This window comes from Paenibacillus radicis (ex Xue et al. 2023) (genome assembly GCF_024722015.1).
Classification (GTDB): Bacteria; Bacillota; Bacilli; order Paenibacillales; family NBRC-103111; genus Paenibacillus_S.
The window spans coordinates 234,835-260,981 of sequence record NZ_JANQBD010000001.1 but is presented as its reverse complement, the minus strand read 5'-3'; the positions used below and the strand labels follow the sequence as shown (position 1 = coordinate 260,981).

Here is a 26,147-nt window from a genome sequence, read left to right as displayed (position 1 = left end):
GATAGAAGGCATGGAGTTAATTTTGTGATAAATGTGCACTGTGTAACCAATGAAGAACAAAGATTACAGAGAGGTATCTCACCATGGATAACGAATCGTTGTTAGTCAAAGTTCGCCAAATGGAGCATCAGTTTATTACACATTGGATCAATGCTTTAAGTAATGAATCCCCAGGGGACGCGAATAAAGAGGAATTATTTAATAGAGGGCAGGCATACTTTCGGTATATTACGGAGCTGCATATTCCTTTTGACAATCATCCGGTTGTGCTCAAAGCTGTGGATTGGGCCAGGACTGTTGAAAAGGATGAGGGAACAGTGAAGTGGATTATTAGCTTTTCGCATTTATGGCGGAATTCATTGCTGGAAGTAGGCGGAGACATATTGTCTTTAGGACTTTTCAAGCAGATTAGTGCCAGAATCGATCATTTTGAAATAATGATGTGCCATGCCTGTTGGGAAAAAACGGTTTTGTGGATGAAGGAGAAGGATTGTGAGTTTGATCGTTTGCATGAGGATAGAATCAATCTGATTGGCAAAATGGCTTCCAGCATGGCGCATGAAATCCGCAATCCGCTCACATCGATAATAGGATTTTTGAAATTAGTTCGTTTAGGCATACATCAACAGACTTTTGAAAAAGTAGACAGCTACCTCGATATTATAGAGCATGAGTGTGATAACATTCTGAAGCAGGTAACAGGCTTTCTGAGCTTCTCCAAGCGCCCGATGATAGAGGAAGGACTTGTATATGTTTCTGCGAGACAAATACTCGATACTAACATATCACTGCTTAGTCCGCGACTCATTGATGAAAATGTAGACCTGCTGCTAGCTGTACCGGAGCAAGTGAAGCTTAGGGTTCAAAAATCAGCTATCCAGCAAGTATTGTCCAATCTTTTAAACAACGGAATCGATGCTTTATCTGCACTTAAATCGAATAAAAAGATGTGTATCTCCTGCTCTGAAGATAGCGGTTACATTTATATACGTGTAAGTAATAACGGGCCTTCTATACCCGCGGAGATGGCCCAAAGGCTCTTCACTCCTTTTGTAACCAATAAAGAGCATGGCACAGGGCTTGGGCTTGCCATATGCAAGCAAATCATGGCGAAGAATAATGGAGAAATTTCATTTACAAGCGATGATTCGGAGACAGCATTCTTGCTTACCTTTCCTAAAAAAAGGAAGGTGACGGAGTCCGGAGTTCAAGTAGTTTCGTAATTAAATAAAAGGACGCCCGCAGAGCAGGCGCCTAGTATTGCAGAGTATTCGGCAGGGTGACTAAAGATTATTGGTTCTGCTCCCACCACTTCAGATAAGAGAATGGGTCCACAGAGTGCCAGGATGGAGTCGTGCTGTAGATGCCGAAGTGCAGATGCGGATCGAACAGGTCCTGAGTACCTTCTGGACCATAGCCTGTGCTGCCGACATAACCAATGAGTTGACCTTTCTTAACGATGCTGCCTTTTCCAATGCCACTCGCATAACCATTCAGATGAGCATAATAGAACTGGGTCGTATCATTAACCCGAATGGTGACACGCCATCCTCCAAGCTCATTCCAACCAAAGTTAACGATTTCACCGTCTAATACACTGTAAACCGGTGTACCTTTCTTGGCAATAATATCAACACCTTCATGTTTGCGGATCTCATCACCGTTGGCAGACCAGTACCGTTCGTCGGCATAATTATTTTCAAGCGGCTGGGTATAGGTTCCTTTAGCTAATGGAAATTTTCCGTCTGCGAATAAAGCAGGCTTAGCCAGGTTTGAAGTTGAAGGTACGGAAGGTGCAGCAGGTGCAGCAGGTGTTGCGAGTGCAGTTGTTCCAAACTTATCGGGAATATTCAGCTTTAAACCGCTCCAAATATTATTAGGATTGCTGACTTGGGGATTCGCAGCAATTAATGCCTCCAGGCTTACGCCTTGCTTAACGCTAATATTCCACATCGATTCTCCATCCTTAACGGAATATGTAGCAAGTCCCGGAACTTGAAGTGTTTGACCAGGATAAATCTCACTCGATGTAAGCTGATTTACCTGAGATAATTTATTTGTAGTCGTATTGTACGTTTGTGAAATTTTCCATAGGCTGTCTCCGGACTTTACCGTATACACTGCTGCTTGGGCAGATCCTCCAAATAGCAGCACACCTGCTGTCATTACGGCAATTCCAGTTGTAATAGCTTTCTTCAAATCTATCAGCTCCTCTATAGATGTAATTTACTATTTTCATATAAATACATTCTTATGATAACGAAACCATTTCCTGTTGGGTACCGAGAAATATTGGAAATAGTTTGTTAGCAGAGATCTTATTGGTAATAATAGCAGGAGCTGCTGAGGCAGCTCTATTTGTCATTCTTGATAAACATTGGAGGTTTACGCAAATAATTGGAGTGTAAAATTAATAGTTGCATTTGATATATGTATGCGATATATTGCATATTAAAGGAGATGCTTATGCCGATACCTACCAATTATTCAACACCGATTAGAATGTCAGCCAAAGAACGCGCGTTGTCGCAAATACAAAGATGGATTATAGATGGAACTCTACAACCAGCAGAAAAGTTAATTGATGCCGATTTAGCAGAAGTATTGGGTGTCAGCAGAACCCCGATTAGGGAAGCCTTGCAATTACTGGAGGTTCAAGGACTTGTAGAAATGCATCCGGGAAAAGATACAAGGGTAAAGAACATTGAAAAAGATGATATTTTGAAAATGTACCCGACTCTTGCTGCCTTGCATTCTCTCGCTGCTGAATTAGCGGCATCGCTCATCTTGCCTGAGCATATTGAGCAGTTAAAAGGGCTTAACGCTCAGTTCACTGAAGCAATCGAGAACGGGCAGCCTTATCAAGCGATGGAATTGGACGAGCAATTTCATAATGTCATTGTTGATGTATCCGATAATTCGTATATTTCGTCATTTAGTTCATCGCTGCAAATTCATATACGCCGTTTCAAATATGTGTTTCTGAAACAACGCTTCACATCAACTCATGAGTCCGTTTTGGAGCATGCAGCTATAATTAGCGCTTTGGAGAACCGTGACCAAGAGAGAGCGGCAGCTATGATGAAGCAAAATCTATTAAGACCTATGCGCGAGCTGCATGCGCTGATCTAATAATCCATATAAGGAAGGAATGGTCATATGTCGGGCAAAGAAGATTTGCGGATACGCAGTAAAGTAATTAGCGAGGGTGTGAATCGGGTTCCGAACCGAGCTATGCTGCGCGCAGTAGGATTTCAGGATGAGGATTTTAAAAAGCCGATGATCGGAGTAGCAAGCACTTGGAGTGAAGTCACTCCCTGTAACATTCATATTGATCAGCTTGCCGTAGAAGCCAAGAAGGGAATCAAGGAACAGGGCGGAGCTCCATTGATTTTCAATACGATTACCGTATCCGACGGGATTTCGATGGGGCATGAAGGTATGCTTTTTTCCTTACCTAGCCGGGAGATTATTGCCGATTCTATTGAAATTGTAGTGAATGCGGAACGTTTTGATGGATTGGTTGCCATTGGGGGATGCGACAAAAATACTCCTGCATGTTTGATGGCCATTGGCAGAATGAATCTGCCGGCGGTATATGTGTACGGGGGAACCATTCAACCAGGGAAGCTGGATGGGAAAGATGTTGATATTGTCTCTGCGTTTGAAGCGGTGGGCCAGTACCATGAGGGAAAAATCACCGTTGAACAATTGCATCAGGTCGAATGCCATGTATGTCCTGGAGCGGGTGCGTGCGGAGGCATGTATACGGCCAACACTATGGCCTCAGCCGCGGAAGCTATGGGGATGAGTTTGCCTGGATCTTCTTCTACCTCCGCTATTGCACGCAGCAAATCAGAAGAGTGCGCGGCAGCAGGCAAGAGTGTGCTGAAGCTTTTAGAAAAAAAGATATTTCCACGAGATATTATGACCAAAAAAGCATTTGAGAATGCAATAACGGTAGTTATGGCACTCGGCGGCTCAACCAATGCTTTTCTTCATCTGCTCGCTATCGCACATTCGGTTCAAGTGGATTTAACATTGGATGATTTTGAACGGATACGCAGAAAGGTGCCTCATCTGGCCGACTTAAAGCCAAGCGGAAAATATGTTATGCAGGATCTTAACGATATCGGTGGCGTGCCAGGAGTTATGAAGCTGTTGCTGGAGCAAGGACTGCTGCATGGGGATTGCATGACGGTTACAGGTAAAACCTTGGCTGAGAATCTGGCAGGGTTGGAGCCTTTAAAAGAAAACCAAGTGATCATCCGCCCATTTGACAATCCGTTAAAGCCAAGCGGACCCTTGGTTGTACTGAAAGGAAATCTTGCGCCGGAAGGTGCAGTAGCCAAAATGTCGGGCTTAAAGAAGCTACGTTTTGTTGGTCCCGCTCGTGTCTATAACAGTGAAGAAGAAGCCACACAAGCTATTATGGCAGATGAAATTCGTAAAGGCGATGTGCTAGTCATTCGATATGCAGGTCCCAAAGGAGGCCCAGGCATGCCGGAGATGCTTTCTGTGACCGCAATGATTGTAGGAAAAGGACTCGGCGGAGAGGTTGCGCTTATTACCGACGGCAGGTTTTCGGGAGGCTCGCATGGCTTTGTAGTCGGACATGTTGCACCTGAGGCACAAGTGGGTGGACCGATTGCCTTGCTGCAAGAAGGGGATCTCATTACAATTGATAGTGAAACGCAAGAAATGAATTTTCAGGTATCTTCCGAGGAATTGGAGCTAAGAAAGAAGAGTTGGAAAAAGCCTTCACCTAAGTTCTCGTCTGGCGTATTGGCCAAATATGCCCGGCTCGTATCTTCTGCTTCGATCGGGGCCGTGACAGATTTGGATATTGAATAGTTGAGGAGGGAATGGCAGGTGGATTTTTACGGACAGAAGGTGCTTCCCGCTGTACGCAAAATGAGAGATTTGGAGCTGTTATTAAACAGTCACTTTGAGTACTTGGTACTGTTGGACTGCCATATATCCCAGCTAATGAGTGTATCGCAGCTGGCAAGAAGTCATCAGAAGAAGCTGCTCATCCATGCTGATCTTATACACGGGCTAAAAAATGATGAATATGCTGTTGAATTCCTTTGTCAAACCATAAAGCCGGCAGGCATTATTTCGACGAAAAGTACAGCCATTGTGACGGCAAAGAAAAATAAATTATTGGCCATTCAGCGGCATTTCCTGCTGGATACTACAGCCTTGGAAATGACTTATAAAATTACGGAGAAAAACCAGCCTGATTTTATTGAAGTGCTTCCAGGCGTGATGCCGCACATTATTGCAGAAATGTGCGGCAAGCTGAACATACCGATTCTTGCCGGAGGATTAATACGCACGATTGAAGAGGTGGAGATGGCTCTTCAGGCTGGAGCTGTTGCCGTAACAACTTCCCGCAAAGATATTTGGAGCCATTATTAGCACATGCTTACTATGTCTTAAGCTTTCTCTTGCTTCAATGGCTCCGTTGCATCATGGATGTGACCGTCAAGAGTTTGCATCAACCCAGCTGAAACTGAAGTTTCCCATCCGAACCGTGCAGCCATGTAGTCCATTACCGGCTGCTTCAAACGTTTTACAGCGTCTATATTGAAATATAACGAGCCTGTTCTGCGGATGAAAAAGTCCAGCGGCGTAACAACCATCTCCGCTTCGATTCCATAGAGCAGGGCAGCGAACCAAGCGGCAGGCAGTCCATGCTGCTTGGCTTCATCGCGATGTGCGATGTATAGCTCAAGCACACGGTCTACGTTGGAGCCGTAGCGGTGTACGAGAACGGCTGCTTCGCTCTCGCTCAATCCGGCGCTGACGCAAGCTCTGATCTTGGTTTTGACGAATGCGTCAAAACCACTCGACCCTCCGACCTCTCCGCCGGAGAGACGAATGCTGTCCGTCTTGCAGCCAGGGAATGGGGCATGCCCTTCTTGCTGCAGCTGCGAGGCGACCAGGGTGACGATCCGCTCGGCCATTTTCCGGTAGCCGGTCAGCTTGCCTCCGGCTATAGTGATCAAGCCCGAGGGTGCGATAAAGATTTCGTCCTTACGCGATAGCTCGGAAGGTGATTTGCCGTCCTCGTGGATTAACGGACGCAGCCCCGACCAGCTGGACTCCACATCATTCGGGTCCAGCTTCAATGTCGGGAACATGAAATTAGCCGCGCGCAATATGTAATCCCGATCCTCTACAGTCATTCGTGGATTAACGATATCGCCGACGTAGTTCGTATCCGTTGTTCCGATATAAGTTTTACCATCGCGCGGAATTGCGAACACCATCCGTCCATCAGGCGTATCGAAGTAGATGGCTTGATTCAACGGGAATTTTTTGCCGTCGATTACAAGATGAACGCCCTTCGTCAGATGCAGCCGCTTTCCTTGCTTGGAGCCGTCGATTTCACGGATCGTGTCAACCCATGGACCAGCTGCGTTGACGATCCGTTTGGCGCGCACTTCCACGCTCAAACCGGTTAACTGATCAACAGCTTTGACGCCGACCAGTTTCCCTTGGTCATATATAAGCTCTTCAGCCTTTACATAATTGACGGCTTTCACCCCGCGCTTCACTGCTTCCTTCATCGTTTCTATCGTTAAACGAGCATCATCTGTACGATACTCGACATAGTACCCTCCGCCTTTGAGCATATCCTTGCGAAGCAGGGGCTCCTTCGTCAATGTTTTGTCCTTGTTTAGCATAATTCTGCGCTCTTGTCTTCGTACTCCAGCCAGCAGATCATAAACCAGCAGCCCTACTGAAGTTGCCAGCTTGCCGTACGTTCCACCTTGGATAATAGGCAGCAGCATCCATTCAGGATTTGTTACATGAGGTGCATTTTCATAAACGATTGCGCGCTCTTTACCGACCTCGGCGACCAGCTTAAATTCCAGCTGCTTCAAATAGCGAAGTCCGCCGTGAATAAGTTTGGTTGAACGACTGGAAGTACCAGCTCCGAAGTCCTGCATTTCGATCAAGCCTGTACTCATACCGCGGCTCTGTGCATCCAGGGCAATGCCTGCTCCTGTAATCCCTCCGCCAATAACCAATAAATCCAATGTTTGTTGACCAAGCTCTTTTAGATTCGCTATACGCTGCTCGCTTGAAAAATGTGCTCCCATTAACAATCCCATCCTTTTTTTCTATATGATTACAAACAAAAAAGACCGCAAACATGATCCCATTGCATGGCTTATACATTGGGTATGTTTCGGTCTCTCTGGTTCTCTGACCTGATTATTAACTTGTTAGTGCGTATCATATCATGCTCAGGAAGATTAATCAATACGGTTGACAGTCAAAATGATAGTGTGTTAGATTGCATCTGTGTAAGCGTTTTTTATCGGTTAAGGATTGTGGCAGGGGGGGAGAAGCCATGAAACAAAAACGTTATGTTGTGGCGATAGACCAAGGGACAACGAGCTGTAGGGCCATAGTTTTTGATCCGCAAGGGGCTATTGTCAGCACGGCGCAAAAGGAATTTACGCAGTTTTTTCCGAAATCCGGATGGGTAGAGCATGATGCGGAGGAAATTTGGCAGGTACAGCTGGAAGTACTTCGCGAAGCGGTAAAGTCGATTGATTTGGAGGAAATCGCAGCAATCGGTATTACCAACCAGCGTGAAACGACAGTGGTGTGGGATAAGCTGACCGGCAAACCGCTGCATAGGGCTATTGTTTGGCAATGCCGCAGAACAAGCACAATGTGTGAGGAGCTTAAGCATCAGGGCTGGGAGCCGATTATCCGGAACAAAACGGGCTTGGTGCTTGACGCCTATTTTTCGGGAACGAAGCTGAAATGGCTGCTGGACAACAATCCTGATATCAGGGCTAAGGCAGAGCGGGGAGAGGCTCTGTTCGGCACTATCGATTCATGGCTGATTTGGAAGCTGACCGAAGGCCGCCAGCATGTGACCGATGCGAGCAATGCTTCAAGGACCATGCTGCTCAATATCCATTCCGTGCAGTGGGATGATGACATATTGCAACAATTAAATATACCAAAGGCGATGCTGCCGGAGGTTAAATCATCCAGCGAGGTGTACGGACATACAGAGCTTCTGGGTGCAGCAGCAGCTGTTCGCATTCCAATTGCTGGTGCTGCCGGAGATCAACAGGCGGCATTGTTCGGTCAAGCCTGCTTCACTGAAGGGATGGCCAAAAATACGTACGGTACGGGCTGCTTTGTACTTAAACAAACCGGGGAGAAGCCGGTCATGTCGGAGAAAGGGCTTATTACGACCATTGCCTGGAGCTTGAACGGCAAAGTTTATTATGCCCTGGAAGGCAGTGTATTCAATGCGGGCACCGTTGTGCAGTGGCTTCGCGATGGGCTCGGCATTATCGAAAGCGCCGCTGAGACAGAAGCTATCGCGAGATCGGTAGAGCATACGGAGGGCGTCTATTTCGTGCCGGCTTTTACCGGCTTGGGTACGCCGTATTGGGAGCCCGATGCACGCGGCATGATTACGGGCTTGACTCGCGCTTCAACCAGAGCGCATATTGTTAGAGCTGCATTGGAGTCGATAGCCTTCCAAAGCAGCGAAGTCCTTCAAGTGATGGAGGAAGAGTCCGGTATACATCTGCGAGAACTGAGGGTGGACGGCGGAGCCGTTAAGAACGAGTTCCTCATGCAGTTTCAAGCAGATCTGCTTGGAGTTGCCGTAACTCGGCCTAGGGTCATAGAGACGACAGCACTCGGAGCTGCGTTTCTTGCTGGGCTGGCAGTCGGATTATGGAGCGATTTATCCGAGCTGGAGCAGCTGAAGGGATACGACCGCTCCTTTAGCCCGGCTAAGGACGAGGCTTACCGCAAGCAGGCGGTTTCCGGCTGGCAGCGTGCGGTAGCTTACCAGTTGGGCCGGTAATTGTGGTGTATATGCAAGCAAAGAAGCAGCTAGCGCTTGAGCTGCTTCTTTTTGCATAATTAAAAATTCAACTAAGGGCCCCACAATGTGGGACCCGTTACACAATTATTTGGGCATCGGAACGCTGCACAGCTCAATGCAAGCACAGGTAACCCTGAGCTAGCACCTGGAGTTGGTCCCCCGAGCTGGTAGCCCGAGACGAGCAACCTGGAGCTGGCCCCCCGAGCTGGTAGCCCGATACGGGCAATCCGGAGCAGGCCCCCCGAGCTGGCAGCCCGATACGGGCAACCTGGAACTGGCCCCCGAACTGTCGACGATACGGGCAATCTGAAGCTAGTCCCCCGAGTTGTCAGCCGATATGAGCAAGCTGGAGTTGCCCTAGCTGACAGCGATACGGGCAATTTGGAACTGGCCCCCGAACTGTCTGCCCGAGACGAGCAACTTGGAACTGCCCCGAACTGGCCCCCGAACTGTCTGCCCAAGACGGGCAACTTGGAGCTGCCCCGAACTAGGCCCCTTGAACGGGTAGCCCGAGCTGCAACCCCAAGCTGGCAGCCCTTAACTGGAAAACCTCCTGCTATTTAGCCGCATAATCGCTGAAATCCCCATTTTGATGGAAAACCTCCATCTAATTCTTTATAAAAGCCCTCTTGCTGGGAAATTCCAGTTAACCTGAATAATAACCCCCATATCAGCAAAATTAGAGGGAGAAATTCCTGTAAATGGCTGCAGACGATCAACAGCTTGTCAAATTCTCATCCATCTCTTGCCCGCTCTATTTAACACATCCAACGCACGCGGCTCCAGAGCGCGCTTTGGATGGTGGTCGGTCGAACCCCATCCACGCAAATCCATTGTAATATTGGGCTAAATGAGTGATGGCCACACGCTGCAGCTACAATGGAATACGCACCTTGAACGTACTTCCCTTGCCTACTGTGCTATCCACTTGAATAGTACCTCGACCTGCATCCACGATGTTCTTGGCAATAGAGAGACCAAGGCCGTGACCGCCGTTTTGGCGAGTTCTCGATTTATCCTGCCTATAGAAACGATCGAAAATGCGAGGAAGCGCTTCAGCGGCAATACCGATACCGCTATCTTTAACTTCGATAGTAAGAATGTGAACGCCTTTTTCACTCTCATCTGCAAGCACTACAGTTACGGAGCCATTGTCCGGCGTGTATTTAACCGCATTTTCGATTAGCAGAACGAGCAGCTGCGTCATTTTCTCCGCGTCCCAATTCACTGTCAAGTCATCGGGAGCATGCAACCTTATGGCAATGTCTTTCGATTGGGCTAGTGGCTGGAGCTTATGAATCACACTTACAGCAGCTTCGCTCAAATTGAACAAGGAGCGATCCAGTACGATTTCGCCTGAATCGGAGCGGGCCAAATGCAGCAGCTCTCCAACCAGCTTCGTTATTGAGTTAACCTCATCTTTCATACCTTCCAGCACTTTTTTCGAGAAGGGGTCGCTAGTGATGCTTGCTTCGAGCTGAAGCGACTCAATCGATGTCAGCATGACGCTCATTGGAGTACGAAGCTCATGGGAGGCGTCTGCTACAAACTCACGTTGTCTTGCGTATGCTCTGGCAATGGGTATAATCGCTTTGCGCGACATAAGATGGCTGAGCCATAAGGCCAGAATGAAGAAAAGTAGCGCCATTCCTATTAGCAGAATAAGCAGCCAACGAAACAAATCATGTTGAAACGTAACTTCCTTTCCAGTGTATAAGGTACCGATCCTCGCCCCATTCCATAATAAATCCCGGTGCGTAACTAGGAATCTCGCAGCATTTCCCTGTTTCGGGCGTCCTAGCTCATCGGGGGACGGGGTGTCGAAGGTCTGCATCGTAATATTCTGTATGCCTTTCCCCTTGAAATCACCTTTCCTAATAGACTCCATCACCTGAGCGCGCAGTTCCGGCTGAATTTCTCCCCCAAGCTCAATGTTCCCATTCTCAGCAATTAAGTAATAGAACGATTGATCGGTGCTTATTGAAAAGGTATCCTCTATAGAGCGCGGAGGCCGTCTGTTAGGATTGTTATCTTGGTCAGCCCACTTTTGCAGGGTGCGAATTTCGTTGTTTGCGAGCTCATTCAGACGAACCCGCTGATCATTCCAGATGAACAGATACAATAAGACATACACAATAATGACGAACAAGCTGAGAAACATAATGAGCACACCGCTGTATTGCAAAGAGAGCTTATTGCGTGTCCGGTCGAACAAATCGCCTTCGAATAGCCGCTTTTTTAACGAGCTCCAATTAAGCTTCAATTTTATAACCTACACCTCTCACGCTCTGAATGAGCTCCCTTGAGTCGGAGTTGTCGAGCTTCTTGCGGATTAATTTCACGATAGCATCTATCGACTTCAAGTTCACTTCCGCATCGAGACCCCATATTTTGTCCAAAATGACCTCACGGGTCAGCGTACGTCCCTTATTTTGCAGCAGCAGGTCAAGAATTTGAAACTCGCGTGGGGATAATTGGATTTCTTGAGCACCTTGAATGACAATCTGATTCGTCCGCTGCAGTTCCAAATCGCGGATGCGGATTACATCCTCCTGCAGGGGAACGAAGTTTCTGCGCATCAGTGCCCGCAAGCGTGCCAGAAGCTCGTCCATTTCGAACGGCTTGACCAAATAATCGTCAGCCCCTGCATCGAGACCTTCAACGCGATCCTGTAGTGCATCTTTCGCCGTCAGCATCAGAATCGCACCGAGATATCCCGTTCTGCGGAGTTTGGCGCAAGTATCGCGGCCATTCCCGTCCGGCATCATCCAATCGAGCACGACAACATCATAGCTGGAAGCCATCGCATAGTCGAACGCATCATTGCCTGTTGTCACCCAATCAACGGTACAACCCGCTTTTTTCTTCAGCATATGAACGGTCAGCTCTCCCAGTCGGATATCGTCTTCCGCCAATAAGACTTTCATAGGCTTGCCCCATTTCCTGTTTTATCCTTTTTAAAATAGTATAATCGAAAGTCCTCATGCTTTCACCGTAATTTCACCAAGTCAAGATAATATAGGTTTCAAGGAACATCAAATCCAAAGAGATGAAAGGAAGATTAAGATGAATACAAAAAAGAAAATAATTATCGCCAGTACATTGATAGCCATTCTTGCAGTGGGTGGAGAAATTGCGTTAGGCAGTCATATCAAAGCGTTGGCTGAGCCGACTGCTTCGCACGCAACAGACGGGATGGCAAAGAACAAAGCGGATAAAGATACACCGAAAAGAGAGGATGGCAGGAAACGGGGAAAAGGTGGGGCGGATGGAAAAGGAGATGCTTGCCGCCAAGAGGGACCAGCAGGTGAATTAAAAACAAATAAGGGTGAAGCGTTTGGACCTGGCTCCACAAGCACGACTGCACCCGTTGACTCTGCAGGCAGCGGCAATAATTCAGAGCAAGCCGTAACCTCCTCTGTAGTTATATCTAATGGATTTAACACAGACCCGCAGGACAAAGGCAGACCGGTGGTGCTTATTGCTGCAGCCCTTGGGGTTCCTACTGAAGTATTTAGAGAAGCATTTAGCGGAGTAACTCCTGCAGGCTTGGAAAGCCAGCCCAGTCCCGAACTGGCTCAACGAAACAAAGGAGCTCTTCTTAAAGTTCTTACACCCTATGGGATTACAAACGAACGTTTAGACGAGGTCTCCAATTATTATCGTTATAACGGAAGGAATGGTGAAATTTGGAGAAATACAAAAGCTACTGCAACCGCAACAATTGAAAATGGTGTCGTGACGGGTGTAACCATCACAAATCCGGGATCGGGGTATTCTTCTAATCCGACAGTAACCATTACAGGGCCAAACGGTACCATTACAGCGACAGCTACGGTTATCTACACGCAGGATTTTAAAACAAATGGAAGCATTTCTGCTATTACGATCAATTAGGCAAAAGGGATGTCAGGTGAGGCCAACCACCAGCTTTCAGCCGAAGCATCCCCAATTTTTGCTCGCAATTTCCGTGCTGATTTTTCAATTTGCTATAAAAAGTTCTTGCAATTATTAAAGCTAGAACTGATAATAGGGTGAAGTTGCAAACGGTTTCAGTGTAAGGTTGTTCCCAATTGAAGATCATGGGTGGAGACATTGAGAGAACCCAGGTATCTATTATTTGCTAGGCGGATCGCGTTTTTTGCGTGGTATCCGCTCCGGCTGATAGAAGCCTGGTTTTTTTTGTGTCTCCATTTTTGTGTACTCACATGGACGATCTCTTCGAACGGAAACGGTTTGGTGAAAATGAGGAGGAGAACTATGAAGCATAAGTTCAAACAAGCAGTCGTAACTTCGGCTGCAATGTCACTATTTGCGGCTTCAGCCTTGATCGGCATACCGGCTGTACCAGTTGCACCAGCTGCGGCGGCCCCATCGGCCCCCGCAGTGCTAATCACTGAGTTGGTACCGGATTCGATAAACGTATCTGCAAATGATGCTTACGAATATGTCGAGCTGTATAACGCCACAGACCAAGCTGTTAAGTTATCCGGGTACAAGCTTCGGGGAAAAATAGCCGGCGTCTCTCAATGGGAAGGAACGCTTAGTGGTAATGTGAGTATTCCCCCGCGTGAAACGATATTGATCTGGACACAGAACACGACGATCACATCACTGGGGTTGAAGCGTGATCAGTTCAGAAGCAATTATGGTATTTCTGCGTCTGATCTGCCGGATAACCGTATTCATATCCTCCAAAATGTATCAGGCTTGTACAACGGAAGCCCCACCCAGCAGAATGTGAGCATTAGCCTAGTTAATCCCCTTGGAAATGAGATTGTTTCCGCCACCTATTTCATAGATGGTCAGGACGATACGTTCGAAAACAAAGGTATTTCGTTTAAAGAGCCCTCATCGGGCATCGCGATGGTGCATAATGGTGGAAATAAGACGGCAACGCCTGGCCGTATTGCTTCCGATGAAGTGCCGGGGACAGCTCCGAGCGATGCGATTGCTGTTGGTGGAGACCGCAGCTTGACGTTGTCGTGGACACCTAACAACGATTCCAATGTGAAGGGCTACCGCATTTATTCTCAGGACGGGCTGCCGTCAGCGTCGGTGACCAATGCCACATACACATTTACAGGTATGACGAATGGAACAGACTATATGTTCACATTATCGTCAGTCTATAATGATGGACATGTATCCCCAGCTTCCCTTCCTGTATCCGGAAGAGCAGGCATTCCAGCTATTCCAGCTAATACAACCGGCTTGCAAGCACTCCCTCGCGATGGAGCGATTCGTTTGAGCTGGGATGCATCTCCCGGAGGAGATGTTTCCGGTTACCGCATTTATAAAAACGGAGTGCCGCTGCCGAATTTGGTGACTGGCTCCTCCTATGCAGTGCCAGGCTTAACGAATGGACAAAGCGTTACATTCGCTGTCTACACCGTTAATCAGACGGGGTTAATGTCCGCCAAACCAGCTGTAGTTGCCCAAAAACCACAGGCAGCTCCTTCATTCCTGGTTACGGAAATGACTCCCAATTCAAAGAACATTGACTACAAAACAGGAGGAACCGATGCGTTTGAATTTATCGAGCTGCATAATACGACCTCTACACCAATAAACATTAAAGGCTTTAAATTAAAATACAGTGCGGTAACGGATCCTTATCCAATTACGGAAGACAAGATTGTTGAACCGCAAGGGACTTTTATTATTTGGTTCAAAAACACAAACGTACAACAGGTCGGCCTGACGGAGTTTAATCTCGCCTACGGCAGCTCGATAACGGAGGATAAGCTGTTCGTGATCGTAAACGGCGGGATGTCGAATACAGCGGCAAGAGGGGTGAAATTCCTGGACCCCGATAATAAAGTGCTTACTGACACGACCTACAACGTAGAGGATGTCGGGGAAAGCATCAGCGCTAACTTCATTCCCAACCGCAGCAATGGAGTAGTCTCAACTGAAAGATTTTCTGCGCAGGCCAATCCGGGCTACCTGTACCCGGTACAGAAAATAGCCGATCCGGCTGATACAACTGCCCCTGCAATGCCTTCGAGCATACAGGTCACAGCAGGTGTTGGTGGAGTGAAGGTAGCATGGAGCGACATGCTCGAGCCTGATGTTGCTTATGTGTTTGTATATGTGGACGGTGTGGTGAAAAGTAAACTGCTGATGCCACAAAGCGAGGCCATTATTGAAGGCTTGGAAAATGAAAAGGCCGTTTCCTTGCAGGTGAGCGCGGTCGATACGGCTGGCAGAGAGTCGGTGCGTACGACCCCGATCGTTGCAACGCCCACTGCTGATGCAATGCCAGCTCTGCTCATTACGGAGGTCGTTCCCGACACGTGGAATACGGAACCGCTAGAGTCGCGAGATGTATATGATGCATACGAGTTCGTTGAGCTGTACAATCCGCATTCGCAGCCACTTGATCTCAATGGCAAAACGGTGCGTTTCACACAGCCTGATGATGCTTTGAAAAGCTGGTCGTGGACATTCAACAAACCGACGCTTATAGAGCCCAGAAAAACTTTGCAATTCTGGGTGCGTCCGAATGGACTGAACTACCTGAAGGCGGATGGCTTTAATTTCTTCTATTACGGCTTCCAGGAAGCCAAGTATGTACCGGAATCCGCTTTCGTATACGGCGATGGTGCGGGTGGCTTAGCTAACGGCGGTGGTATCATCGATATCGTTGAACCCAATGGAACCGTACTCGTTTCGGCAACGTATACAGCAGGCCAATTTCTTGAGAAAAAAGGCATTACCTATGCTTATCCGATGTTTGGCGGTAACGTAATGCGGATTTCAGGCTTGCAGCAAACGGGGACTCCTGGCGTTGTGGGTTCCACCCAAATTCCACGTGAATCGTTCTCTGACCAGATCGCACCTGCCGCACCTGCAGGGTTTCAGGTAGAACCGGGTCCTGGATCTGCGACAATTAACTGGCTGCCGAATGTGGAATCAGACTTGGCCGGGTACAAGCTGTACATGAACGATCAGCTTGAGCTGACGTTACCTGCAGCAGCTGTATCGTACAAGATGCCGGCACTTCTGGGTGAAGTTGCAACGAAGTTCGAGCTTAGCGCAATAGACCAATCAGGCAATGAATCCACCCGTGTATCGGCAACCATTAAGCCAACCTATATGCTCATGACTCAAGTAGAAAGAGATCCGAGTCCTGCGAACGCTCTGACCCATTCCCGGTATCAGGCAGCTTGGGATATTGGAGAGAAAGGCCCAATCATACCTGGACTTGTACAAGGACATGTACCTCAAGGGATGTCGTATTATAAGGATGACCAGCGTGAATGGCTGCTGATGGCTGCATACCACTATTCAGGGGACCCGAGTACGCTTGCGGTAGTTGATGCCAAAACGGGCGTTCTGGTGAAGTATGTTAATCTGAAAAATCCGGACGGTACGATATATACCGGACACGCTGGCGGTGTTGCAGTAAGTCGTGAAAATGTTTGGCTTTCATCCGGGAAAAAAATGTATCGGATGCCGATTCAGACCTTGATTGACTCGGCAGACCAAGGTTTCGCACAATTTGCGGATTCCTTCGGAGTTGTGACTAATTCTTCGTTTACGGCCTATGACAACGGCATGCTGTGGGTTGGAGAATACAGTAATCCGCCTGCCTATACAACCGATCCATCGCACCAGCTGCAAAACCGGTACGGGGAGACCCACCTGTCGTGGATCGCTGGCTACGAGCTGGATTCCAGGGATCAGCTTCCATCCGGTACACCGAGCTTCCGTGAAGAAAGCATGGATAAATTTATTCCTAAATATGTGATAAGTATCGGTGATAAAATCCAAGGTATAGAGTTCAACAAGGGAGAGATTTTGCTAACCTATAATCAAGGGCGGTCCTATAACTCCATTTTGCGCTATACGATGCCCCAAGTGTCTGACTTGTCTACGAAAAATGCGCAAACCATGATCGGTGGCGTAACAGTTCCGGTATGGCTGCTGGATGGCGTAAACAAAACCGGTTCCATTAACATTCCGACCGGTGCTGAGAACATGTTCATCCGCAATGTAAATGGCGCAGATCATCTGTATATAAACTTTGAATCGGGTGCCAACCATTCGCGGTATATGTCGGCTTATTCAATGGATCGGTTGCTTGACCTGAACCTTGATCAGTTGCGTTTATATGATACCCGGACTTTAGCTGGGGTTCCGCAGGAATTAAAAACTGGAGCTGAGGCACAGGCAAGCGTTCTGGCTAATCGCGGGAAAAACGCTGCTGAGAACGTAACCTCAAGCTATACGTGGGTGAGCAGCGAGCCGTCGATTGTCGAGGTAACGGCTAATGGCCACATTCGGGGCATAAGACCAGGGACAGCAACAATTACCGGTACATCCGGTGAGAGTGTGCTCAAGGCTTCCATTGCAGTAGCTGCTGTTCAATCGAATCACAGTACGAGCAGTGGCAGCGGTAGCGGTAATTCGGGTGTCTTGCCGACTAACCCGACAATCCCGACGAACAACCCTGCACAGCAGCATGTAACGCCAGATGAGATCAAAGCTGGCAATGGAGCTGTCAAACTGAAGCTGGCTGCTGGAAAAACCGAGCTGGCGATTTCCGAAAGCCTACTGAAGCAGATGAACGGTAGCTCGCTTGAAATTGAGCAAGGGAATTCGAGTCTGGTCGTTGCTGCTGAAGCGTTAAAGGCGGCAGCAGCTTCAATTAAAGCAGCCGAGGGCTCAGAAGGACAGATTATCGTGACTCTCAAGCCAACATCGGCATCTTTGGAATCCAAGGAGTATAAGGCGGCTAGCGGAGCTCTTTCGTTCGGGTTATCCGTTGTGAATCCTGATGGAATTCAAGCAACACTAGAGCAGTTGGATTCATCTGCTGAAGTGAAAATAAAAGTGGAGGCCATGCGGGATTCTCGTCTGTTAGGGCTCTACAGCTTCAATGCGGACGGGTCTCTTGGCTATATCGGCGGCAAAATAAAAGACGGCATGTTGACGGCTCAACTGACAGGTTTCGGCACTTATGTTGTACTGGAGTATAGCAAATCATATTCCGACGTTCCTCCCGGCAATTGGGCACACGAAGCACTGCAAGTGCTTGCCGCGAAGCATGTGGCTGAAGGCATCGCGCCAGATACATTTGCACCGAACAAGCCCATAAGCCGAGCTGAATTTACAGCGCTGCTCGTTCGAGCATTCGAGCTCCCCTCCTCCAATGGGGTGGCCGGTTTCACTGATGTAGCGTCTGATGCTTGGTATAATGAAGCTGTTGGGGCTGCAGCAGCAAATGGGCTTATCCAAGGCGTGGAGCCGGGACGCTTCGCGCCGAATGAGCCGGTAAGTCGTGAGCAGATGGCAGTGCTGCTGGTAAGGGCCTGGGAGCGGAAGATAGCTTTGATTGAGCCTAGTAAAGGCAGCGAATTTAAAGACTCAGCGATTATTTCCAATTGGGCTGCTGATGCAGTGTCCAAGGCGCGCAGCGCAGGATTGCTTAGCGGCAAAGAAGGGGATCGCTTCGATCCGACTTCTGCAGCAACGCGAGCTGAGAGCGCTCAGGCCATTTTCAACGCTTTGTTTAAATAGAACAGTCTTTTCCAACTGAAAATCGATTCTGATTCTTTCTCACATATAAAAGGAGGAGCCTGCCACTGTACTTCGGTGGCAAGCTCCTTTTTCACGGCAGCAATAATAGAGACTTACTAATTATTGAGCTTGAAATGCTCCAATGTTTGGTCTCCCATCGACCAATTGGCAAAATACATTTCATTCCCAGCTATATAAAGAGAGAGCGGGCGCGCCTCCGTTACTTTTTGCTGATCGGTCCCATCTATCCTTATGCGCTCGATAGGGTTAGCTCCTGCAATACTGCCAGAGATGAACTTTGTATAGTAAATCCAGCCGTTCCAGTAGGTCATACTCGAAAGCTGAGGTTTTTCAAGCTCAAATAAAGGAATATCCACGGACCCGTCCAGGCTCATTTTGTACATCTGCTTTCGGTCCAGAACGTAATAGATCCAATCATCTGCGACTATAAAATCGGTTACGTCATTTCGAAGCATCTTTTGCCCTGATCCATCTAAATTCATCAGATAGAGCTTGGTATGCTCGCCCTCCATAAGCCGAAAGTAGATCTGTTCGTCATTCAGATAAAATCCGGAAACTTTCGTATCCTCAAGAAGCTTTTGTTCACTTGTGCCGTCCGTCTTCATCCTGAAGATCCCGGAGGAGGTTTGGTAAATACCTCCCATTTCATTAGGCTGCTCAGCCAATGGAATGTAATAGATCCATCCGTCATGTACCCACAATCGGCTTGCGGCTGTCTGCGATACCATCGTTCTGTCCGTTCCATCAGTTCTGATTTTATAAATAGCGCTCGGACTTGATGCCTCAAAGTTGATGTAGTACAGCCAATCACCCACTATGTTGATAGACATCGCATTATCATCTGAAAGCTTCATTCGGTTAGTGCCATCCGCTTTTGCTTTGACCAGACTGTGAGCTCCTCCTGAGCTGCGCGATGGGTTCATATAGATCCAATCGTCCTTCGCCGCAAGCTGCCCCCCGTTCGCCAGGTTGAATGAATCCGTTTGGATGAGCTTTTCCTGAGTCGGCCTCACGCAAGATTGAATTTCGTAACCGCGTGCATTATCCCAATTAACCTGCCAGTTGAACGCTTCTTTCGTAAATTTCCATGTCATCGGAAAATAAGTAATATCGTTGTAAAACAAAACAGGATAAGGTTCCTTTGTATTATCAATTAAAGAACCATTTACCGTTACAGGGAAAGGAGCAGGAATTGCGGATGCAGAGCCGGTGCTGCTGTTGGCTTGTGCAGAAAGCGTTTGTTTGAGTGGAGAACAACCTGCTTTTTTATCCTGCATAGCAATCGAAAGACCCTTCTGTCCATTCCACGCAGCTGTCAAGCCGAGAGCGGACGTATAGTCCCATGTCATGGGGAAATAGGTTATATCGCGGTAGAGCAGGAGAGGGTAAACACTATGTACCTGGTCTATTATCGTTTCATTGATAGTAACTGGGAATGCCGGGTACGAAATTGGGTACACAGATGATGCCGCTTGTAAAGCCGGAAGTGGCGATATTAACGCAAGTCCTGCTGCGAACGCCGCAGTAATTGTCCATGTGGTGATAGTTCTGAGCATGACAGGTACTCCTCTCTGAGTGTAAATGTAAACTTTGGAAGACCCTAAGGGACCCAAATATATAACGCGGTTAATATCCCTTTTGTTTCTTGGTTTGGAAATAAACCTCTATTCCATGAAAAAGGAGCCTGTCACCGTACGTCAGTGGCAAAGCTCCTTTTAGTTTGTATAGAGTTAGAGTTTGGGGAGTCAAGGGCACTCCAGTATCTATTCGAAGCTAACGCAGCATAACCGCTCGCTTATAGCGCCACAACTTGCCGCTGCTTTTGCTTGAAGTAAACCCATTCCTTGAAGCCGATTTCCTTCAGCCTCTTGGCTACCAGCTCCCAATCGTCACCGACTCTTTCAGGTTTATGCGCATCGGAGCCGAAGGTTACTCTGACGCCGTAATGCAGAGCACGCTCAAGTACAGCATCGACTGGATACCATCCGCCGCAATCCTTCGTTTTGCCTGATGTATTAATTTCAATGGCGACATCCTGCTCGCCAATAATTTGCAAAGTTCGGTCGACCGCATCGGTCGGAATATCGCTAAAAGGCGAATAATAAGCTCGCATTGCATCGATGTGTCCGAGAATTTGGAACATACCGCTGCGCGCAGACTGCTCGATCAGAGCGTAATACTGCTCTTTATGCTCAATCTTTTCCTTGTCCGATAAGCTTTTGAATCGGTTTCTATTAAAGATGCTTACGCCGCCTGACAAATGAACGGAGCCAATAATATAGTCGAAAGGATATTTCTCATAAATACTGTGGTACAGACTTGCATGCTCTGGGAAAAAATCCGATTCCACGCCAAGCAGTACATCAATTTTACCGCTGTATTCCTGCTTGAGCTTGAGAACTTCCTCTATGTAACGTGCAAATTCGCTTTTGGCCATAGCGATTCCCGGCTGCTCATGCTCTACATCACTTCCGAAATAGGGAGAATGGTCGGAGATTCCAATCACAGATAAGCCGTGCCGGATTCCTGCTTCAACATAATCACGTATCGTTCCAACTGCATGACCGCAGCGTTCATGATGGGTGTGCAAATCGAATTTCATAGCAATAGTCACTCCGATCCAATAAATTGTATTTCCTGCATGCCTTTTAAATCCAATAAAAACTGATTCAACGCCGAGCTTAAATAGCGGCCTGATTTGTAGACGACTCCAACGGGATGACTGATCTCAAGCTCATTGACCTTAATCATCTTTAATGTACCCATTCGCAGCTCATTGGAAATGGACAGCTTGGAAATAATAGCGGCTCCGAGATTCAGCTCTACCATTCGCTTCACTTCCTCGCTGCTCGACAGCTCCATTACAATCTGCGGCGAGATGTACAGCTGTTTGAAGATTTGATCTACGAACCGGCGTCCGGCCGTTTCCGGCGACAGCATGATCAATGGAATATCATGAAGCTTCTCAATCGGTACATGGGCGTACCGGCTTAATGGGTGTTCAGGCGCCACCACCAGCTCAAATGTATCATAATACAGCACAGAGCTTTCAAGAGACGGATGCTTTTCAAACAGGTAGGTAATACCTATATCAATCGTTCCGTTTTCCACACTTTGCATAATTTGCGAGGAGGTCATGGAATGGATTGTTGTTTTGATCAGCGGAAACTGGTTTTGAAAATAAGACAGTACACGCGGCAAAATCTGAATCGCAATCGATGTAGTGGTACCTAGATGAATGTGACCTTGTGGGATTTGATTCAAATCCGCCAGCCTCTGCTTCAGATCCTCAACCGTTTGCAGTACCAACTCCGCATGCTCCAAAAATACACGTCCGCTATCCGTTAGCGTGACAGGCTGATTTCGATCAATAAGAACCGTCTTAAATTCATCCTCCAGACTTTTAATCTGGGCGGAGACAGCGGGCTGGGTTAAATTAAGCAATTCACCAGCTTTACGGAAACTCATAGTCTTGGAAATCGTCAGCAATGTTTCCAATTGGTTTAGATTCATAGAACCCTCCTATCCCCATATGGATGAGTGCTCAAAAATAGCATCAAAATAGATATTATTTATCAACTTTACAAACAATATAAATACATTTTCTCAGATGAATCCATTATATGACACTTGTCGCCAGGGTGCAAACCCAATCCTTGAGGCTTAATATTAAAAAAATATTTTATCATGATCCATACAGGATTGAAACATACTCAAATTTGAGTATAATAATTTGAGTGATATCAAATCGAAATGAGGTAAAACATGACAGAGAAAAAATCGAATGTTCGTTGGACGATAGTTGGCTTGATGTTAGGTCTGCTGCTGGCGGCTTTGGACCAGACTATTGTGTCCACTGCCATGCCAACTATAGTAGGTGAATTGGGAGGCTTGGAAAAGTTTGTTTGGGTTTTCTCGGCTTATCTTATTGCTAATGTAGTCTCTATGCCGATCTTCGGCAAGCTGTCGGATATGTATGGGAGAAAGCTGTTTTTCCTGCTCGGGCTGGCAGTGTTTATGATAGGCTCAGCTTTGTGCGGAACCTCGGAGAACATGATTCAATTAATTATTTACCGCGTCATTCAAGGGATTGGCGGAGGGGCTTTGATGCCGATTACGTTCACGATTGTATTTGACTTGTTTCCTCCTGAGAAGCGTGGAAAAATGCAAGGATTGTTCGGTGCGGTATTCGGTATTTCCAGCGTCCTTGGGCCGCTGGCCGGAGCTTATTTTACAGATAATATTAACTGGAAATGGATTTTTTATATCAATCTTCCTCTAGGTGTTATTTCCTTTTTACTGATTACTTTATTCTATCGTCCTTCGCTCGCGAAAAATCCGAATCAAAAGATCGATTGGATGGGAACCATTACTTTTGCCGCATCCATTCTTTGCTTAATGTTCGCCCTGGAGCTTGGGGGCAAAGAATTTGCCTGGAACTCGATTGAAAGCTATTCGTTGTTCGCTGGTTTTGCGGTACTGCTGGCCTTATTCTTATGGGTGGAAACAAAGGCGGTCAGTCCAGTCGTACCGTTGGGACTATTCCGCAACAAGCTGTTTACGGCGAGTATGGGAGTTTGCTTGTTCTACGGAGCGTTGATGATGTCGGCGGCTTCGTATATACCCTTATTTATTCAAGGTGTGTATGAGGGCTCGGCAACAAGCGCAGGCCAAGTGCTGACACCGATGATGCTTGGAGTTGTGGTAAGCAGTATGTTTGGCGGCAAATTAATCGGCAGCACCTCCTACCGCAACATTTTATTAATTTCCAGCGCGCTGCTGCTGATAGCGACATCGCTTCTCGGCACATTGTCTTACAATTCTCCGGAATGGATGAGAGAGCTGTATTCGATGTTCGGGGCTGCTGCTCCTGATTTGACGCCGCGATGGTTCGTGGTTGTGTATATGATCTTTCTGGGGCTTGGAATCGGGATGTCCTTTCCTGTGACCTCAATGTCCTCGCTTCATAATGTAAGTGCCCAATACCGGGGAATTATTACTTCATTGGTTTCCTTTTTTCGCTCGATAGGTTCGGCGATTGGTGTTACCGTGCTCGGAAGCGTTCAGGCCGCTGCGTTAAAAACACGGATGAGCGAACTGCTGCCGAGCTCAGGGATGGCGGAGAATCCGATCGATGCAAGGGCGCTCCTGCAGCCTCAAGTAAGAGCCGGCATGCCGCCGCAAGTATTGGAGAAGCTGACGCTGGGCTTAGCGGATTCAATCGGGTTTGTTTTTCAATGTACCATTTTTATAGCGATACTCGGCTTGTTATTCGTGCTGCTTATGGGCAAGGCCAAGTTGGAGATTCCTGCTCATGTGAAGCAAAAAGCCTAGAGGAGTACGACTATGTCAATGAAGCTGGTCATATTGGGACTTTTAATGGAAAGCGAAAGCCATCCTTATGTCATACGGCAAAAGATGATAGAACGGGAAATGCACCATTTTGTAAAAATGCGGGACGGTTCTTTGTACTATGCCATTGATACTTTGAAGAAAGACGGGTTTATTGAAACCGTTGAAAAGGTAAAGGACAGTGCGCGCCCTGACCGGACTATATACCGTATAACACCGAAGGGTGAACAGCTCTTTCATAAGATGCTGCTGGAGCAATTCGAAAATCAAACGCAGCTGTTTCATCCAATGGGACCGGCTCTCATTTTCTCCCTTTATGGGAATCAGGATGATATTTGCCGGATTTTACGCAAGAAGCTGGAGGAGCAGAAGCTCAAGGTTCAGCAGATGAAGGATTTATATGAGGAGCATGTGCCTATCGTACCACGAGGTGTACTGCATATGATGTGGGGGGCATATGAGCACGCTGAAACTCATCTCCGTTGGCTGGAACGGCTTGTTAAGGATGCGGAAGCGGGACTCTTGAAAGAAAGAGGAGTTCCTTTGGATTTATAATGTTCAATGCTAAAAACAAAGAAGCTGGACCTGAGGTTACGAAAGTACATCAGGTCAGCTTCTTTTGCTGCATACAGAATAGTTGGTGCTTACTGGATGCCTTAGCCTCCAAACTCTGCGATTATAAATACTAACCAACCGGCGAGAAAAGCCAAGCCTCCGATTGGGGTGATGGCGCCGAGCTTTTTGATGCCGGACAGACTGAGCGCATAGAGGCTGCCTGAGAACAGGATGATGCCTGCAACAATCAGCCAACCGGCGGTAATCATTAAAGGTCCGTTCACAGAGGGCAGACCGGACACGACGCCAATCAATATAAGTCCAAGCGCATGAGCCATGTGATATTGGATGCCTGTCTGGTACACCTTGAGCATATCCGGCGTCAGTCGATTTTTCAAAGCATGTGCCCCGAAAGCGCCTAATGCGACGGAGAGCAGCATATTCAAGCCTCCGAGCAGAAATAAAGTATTCAATGATGTCATCTCCTTTGAATATACTTGAACATAGTGGAGCCGGGATTTCATGTCCGGCTCAAGGCTTCGAGAGCATCCCGGCCAGCTCCATCAGCTGGCCGCACACAAGCTCCGGCCGGACGCCGGTCAGCTGCTGCTGCTCCTGCAGCGTGTCCCGGCTCACGAGGCCGGAAAGCACAAGAGCTGTGCGGCAGCCTGCGGCGAGGCCGCCTTGAATATCGGTCAGCAGGTTATCGCCGACCACCCAGATCTGCTCCAGGGGCAGCCCCAGCTTGGCGATCGCATACTTCATAATGATCGGCGAAGGCTTGCCGATCACTACCGGCTTCGTCTGGCTCGATCGCTCGATAGCGGCTCCAATGGAGCCGGCTCCCGGCTGCAGCTCGTTATTCCACGGCAGCAAATGATCCGGATTAGTAAGCACGGACAGGGCTCCATTGCGAATATGCCGAACAGCCGTTGCCAGCTTCGTATAGCTGAAATCCCGGTCGATCCCCTGCACAACATAATCGGGCGTTTCCAAATCTTCATCGGAGATTACAGTGAATCCCGCATCATGCAGCGCTTGTCTTAATCCATTCTCACCTACAGCGTATACACGCTTCCCCGTTTGTCCTTCCTGAATATATAGGGCCGCTGCCTGAGAGGAAGTAAGCACTTCGCTTGGCTCAGCCTCAATACCGACCTTTCTTAAATGCTCGGTTACCTGCTCCGGTGTTCGCGATGAATTGTTTGTTACATATAAGTACGGATAGCCTTGTTCCCGCAGCCAACCAATAAACTCTGCCGCATACGGAATGGGCTTGTCCCCATGGTACAAAGTCCCATCCAAATCGAGTAAAAATCCGAGCATTTTTTGTCCTCCTCTAATAACCCCTCTTAATGGCAAGCATTCACAAAACTCATTGTAACAAAAATGTGGCCTCAGCGGCTATTCCTTACAAGAAGTCCGAGAATTCGTCTGCATTCTATTTTTCCACACTGATTTCTACCTAAATTTTTCGGCTCAACCTCAAAATCAGTACTTGACCCTCCTCCGACCACTAGTCCTCACAAAATCCTGCAAACACGCAGTTATTTTCCTGCCGGAATTGCTGTAGAGAGAACAAACCTGCAAAAGTACATCAATTTTCATGGGAAACGCTCCGGTTCAGCTAAAAATGAAAAAATAAATGCACATTTGCATGAATTCAATAAGACTTTGGATATACCGGCCTAAAGACTGTATAGATGCAGGTTTTTGGGGGAAGGCAATGGCTCCGAATCCAATAAATTCGAATAAAGTCGTGTGCGCTGTTATTACCGTTTTTAAGTTTTGTCTAGGGCTAGGCTGGACA

18 protein-coding genes are annotated in these 26,147 nt (G+C 47.6%); 9 read left to right on the top strand and 9 right to left on the bottom strand.

Going from position 1 to position 26,147, the window contains the following annotated elements:
- Window positions 1-83 precede the first annotated feature (83 nt).
- On the top strand, window positions 84-1,223 hold the full coding sequence (locus tag NV381_RS01085) for a sensor histidine kinase (RefSeq protein ID WP_258211401.1): 1,140 nt from the start codon (window positions 84-86) through the stop codon (window positions 1,221-1,223).
- 67 nt (window positions 1,224-1,290) lie between these two features.
- On the opposite strand, the gene NV381_RS01080 is transcribed toward NV381_RS01085, so the two are convergent.
- On the bottom strand, window positions 1,291-2,199 hold the full coding sequence (locus tag NV381_RS01080; protein ID WP_258211400.1) for a LysM peptidoglycan-binding domain-containing protein: 909 nt from the start codon (window positions 2,197-2,199) through the stop codon (window positions 1,291-1,293).
- A gap of 267 nt (window positions 2,200-2,466) precedes the next feature.
- On the opposite strand from NV381_RS01080, the gene NV381_RS01075 reads away from it, so the two are divergent.
- Genes NV381_RS01075 through NV381_RS01065 form a run of 3 tightly spaced genes read left to right on the top strand, consistent with a single transcriptional unit; the run spans window position 2,467 to window position 5,424 of the window.
- A complete protein-coding gene (locus NV381_RS01075) occupies window positions 2,467-3,132 on the top strand; it encodes a GntR family transcriptional regulator (protein WP_258211399.1) in 666 nt (221 codons plus the stop codon).
- Window positions 3,133-3,159: 27 nt separating this feature from the next.
- On the top strand, window positions 3,160-4,854 hold the full coding sequence (ilvD, locus tag NV381_RS01070; protein ID WP_258211398.1) for a dihydroxy-acid dehydratase: 1,695 nt from the start codon (window positions 3,160-3,162) through the stop codon (window positions 4,852-4,854).
- Window positions 4,855-4,872: 18 nt separating this feature from the next.
- A complete protein-coding gene (locus NV381_RS01065; protein ID WP_258211397.1) occupies window positions 4,873-5,424 on the top strand; it encodes a glycerol-3-phosphate responsive antiterminator in 552 nt (183 codons plus the stop codon).
- Between the two features lie 17 nt (window positions 5,425-5,441).
- On the opposite strand, the gene NV381_RS01060 is transcribed toward NV381_RS01065, so the two are convergent.
- On the bottom strand, window positions 5,442-7,115 hold the full coding sequence (locus NV381_RS01060; RefSeq protein WP_258211396.1) for a glycerol-3-phosphate dehydrogenase/oxidase: 1,674 nt from the start codon (window positions 7,113-7,115) through the stop codon (window positions 5,442-5,444).
- Window positions 7,116-7,369: 254 nt separating this feature from the next.
- Here NV381_RS01060 and glpK point away from each other — a divergent pair, with 254 nt between their 5' ends.
- On the top strand, window positions 7,370-8,860 hold the full coding sequence (gene glpK / locus NV381_RS01055) for a glycerol kinase GlpK (protein WP_258211395.1): 1,491 nt from the start codon (window positions 7,370-7,372) through the stop codon (window positions 8,858-8,860).
- 895 nt (window positions 8,861-9,755) lie between these two features.
- Here glpK and NV381_RS01050 read toward each other — a convergent pair.
- Both NV381_RS01050 and NV381_RS01045 read right to left on the bottom strand, forming a co-directional pair.
- Window positions 9,756-11,144, bottom strand: a complete 1,389-nt coding sequence (locus NV381_RS01050) for a sensor histidine kinase (RefSeq protein ID WP_258211394.1) — start codon at window positions 11,142-11,144, stop codon at window positions 9,756-9,758.
- The gene (locus NV381_RS01045) at window positions 11,134-11,808 is read right to left on the bottom strand and encodes a response regulator transcription factor (protein WP_258211393.1); all 675 of its coding nucleotides are present in this window, start codon (window positions 11,806-11,808) and stop codon (window positions 11,134-11,136) included. Before NV381_RS01045 ends, NV381_RS01050 begins: the two co-directional genes overlap by 11 nt.
- A 139-nt stretch (window positions 11,809-11,947) precedes the next feature.
- On the opposite strand from NV381_RS01045, the gene NV381_RS01040 reads away from it, so the two are divergent.
- Together NV381_RS01040 and NV381_RS01035 are read left to right on the top strand one after the other, a co-directional pair.
- The gene (locus tag NV381_RS01040) at window positions 11,948-12,778 is read left to right on the top strand and encodes a hypothetical protein (protein ID WP_258211392.1); all 831 of its coding nucleotides are present in this window, start codon (window positions 11,948-11,950) and stop codon (window positions 12,776-12,778) included.
- Between the two features lie 363 nt (window positions 12,779-13,141).
- Window positions 13,142-18,409 (top strand): lamin tail domain-containing protein, encoded by a 5,268-nt coding sequence (locus NV381_RS01035; RefSeq protein WP_258211391.1) that lies wholly within the window; start codon window positions 13,142-13,144, stop codon window positions 18,407-18,409.
- 116 nt (window positions 18,410-18,525) lie between these two features.
- Here NV381_RS01035 and NV381_RS01030 read toward each other — a convergent pair whose 3' ends face one another.
- From NV381_RS01030 to NV381_RS01020, 3 genes are all read right to left on the bottom strand, one after another.
- Entirely contained in the window at window positions 18,526-19,986 is a 1,461-nt protein-coding gene (locus tag NV381_RS01030) for a DUF5050 domain-containing protein (RefSeq protein ID WP_258211390.1), read from the bottom strand.
- Between the two features lie 239 nt (window positions 19,987-20,225).
- A complete protein-coding gene (locus NV381_RS01025; RefSeq protein WP_258211389.1) occupies window positions 20,226-21,032 on the bottom strand; it encodes a histidinol-phosphatase in 807 nt (268 codons plus the stop codon).
- 8 nt (window positions 21,033-21,040) lie between these two features.
- Window positions 21,041-21,943 (bottom strand): LysR family transcriptional regulator, encoded by a 903-nt coding sequence (locus NV381_RS01020; protein WP_258211388.1) that lies wholly within the window; start codon window positions 21,941-21,943, stop codon window positions 21,041-21,043.
- 252 nt (window positions 21,944-22,195) lie between these two features.
- Between NV381_RS01020 and NV381_RS01015 the strand changes: the two genes are divergently transcribed.
- Together NV381_RS01015 and NV381_RS01010 are read left to right on the top strand one after the other, a co-directional pair.
- Window positions 22,196-23,764 carry an MDR family MFS transporter gene (locus NV381_RS01015; RefSeq protein WP_258211387.1) on the top strand — a complete coding sequence of 523 codons (1,569 nt, stop codon included), beginning with the start codon at window positions 22,196-22,198 and terminating at the stop codon, window positions 23,762-23,764.
- A 12-nt stretch (window positions 23,765-23,776) separates the two neighbouring features.
- Complete coding sequence (locus NV381_RS01010) at window positions 23,777-24,337, top strand: PadR family transcriptional regulator (protein WP_258211386.1); 561 nt, start codon at window positions 23,777-23,779, stop codon at window positions 24,335-24,337.
- 101 nt (window positions 24,338-24,438) lie between these two features.
- Here NV381_RS01010 and NV381_RS01005 read toward each other — a convergent pair whose 3' ends face one another.
- Complete coding sequence (locus tag NV381_RS01005; RefSeq protein WP_258211385.1) at window positions 24,439-24,810, bottom strand: DUF423 domain-containing protein; 372 nt, start codon at window positions 24,808-24,810, stop codon at window positions 24,439-24,441.
- Window positions 24,811-24,868: 58 nt separating this feature from the next.
- Window positions 24,869-25,663 (bottom strand): HAD-IIA family hydrolase, encoded by a 795-nt coding sequence (locus NV381_RS01000; protein WP_258211384.1) that lies wholly within the window; start codon window positions 25,661-25,663, stop codon window positions 24,869-24,871.
- Between the last annotated feature and the right edge of the window lie 484 nt (window positions 25,664-26,147).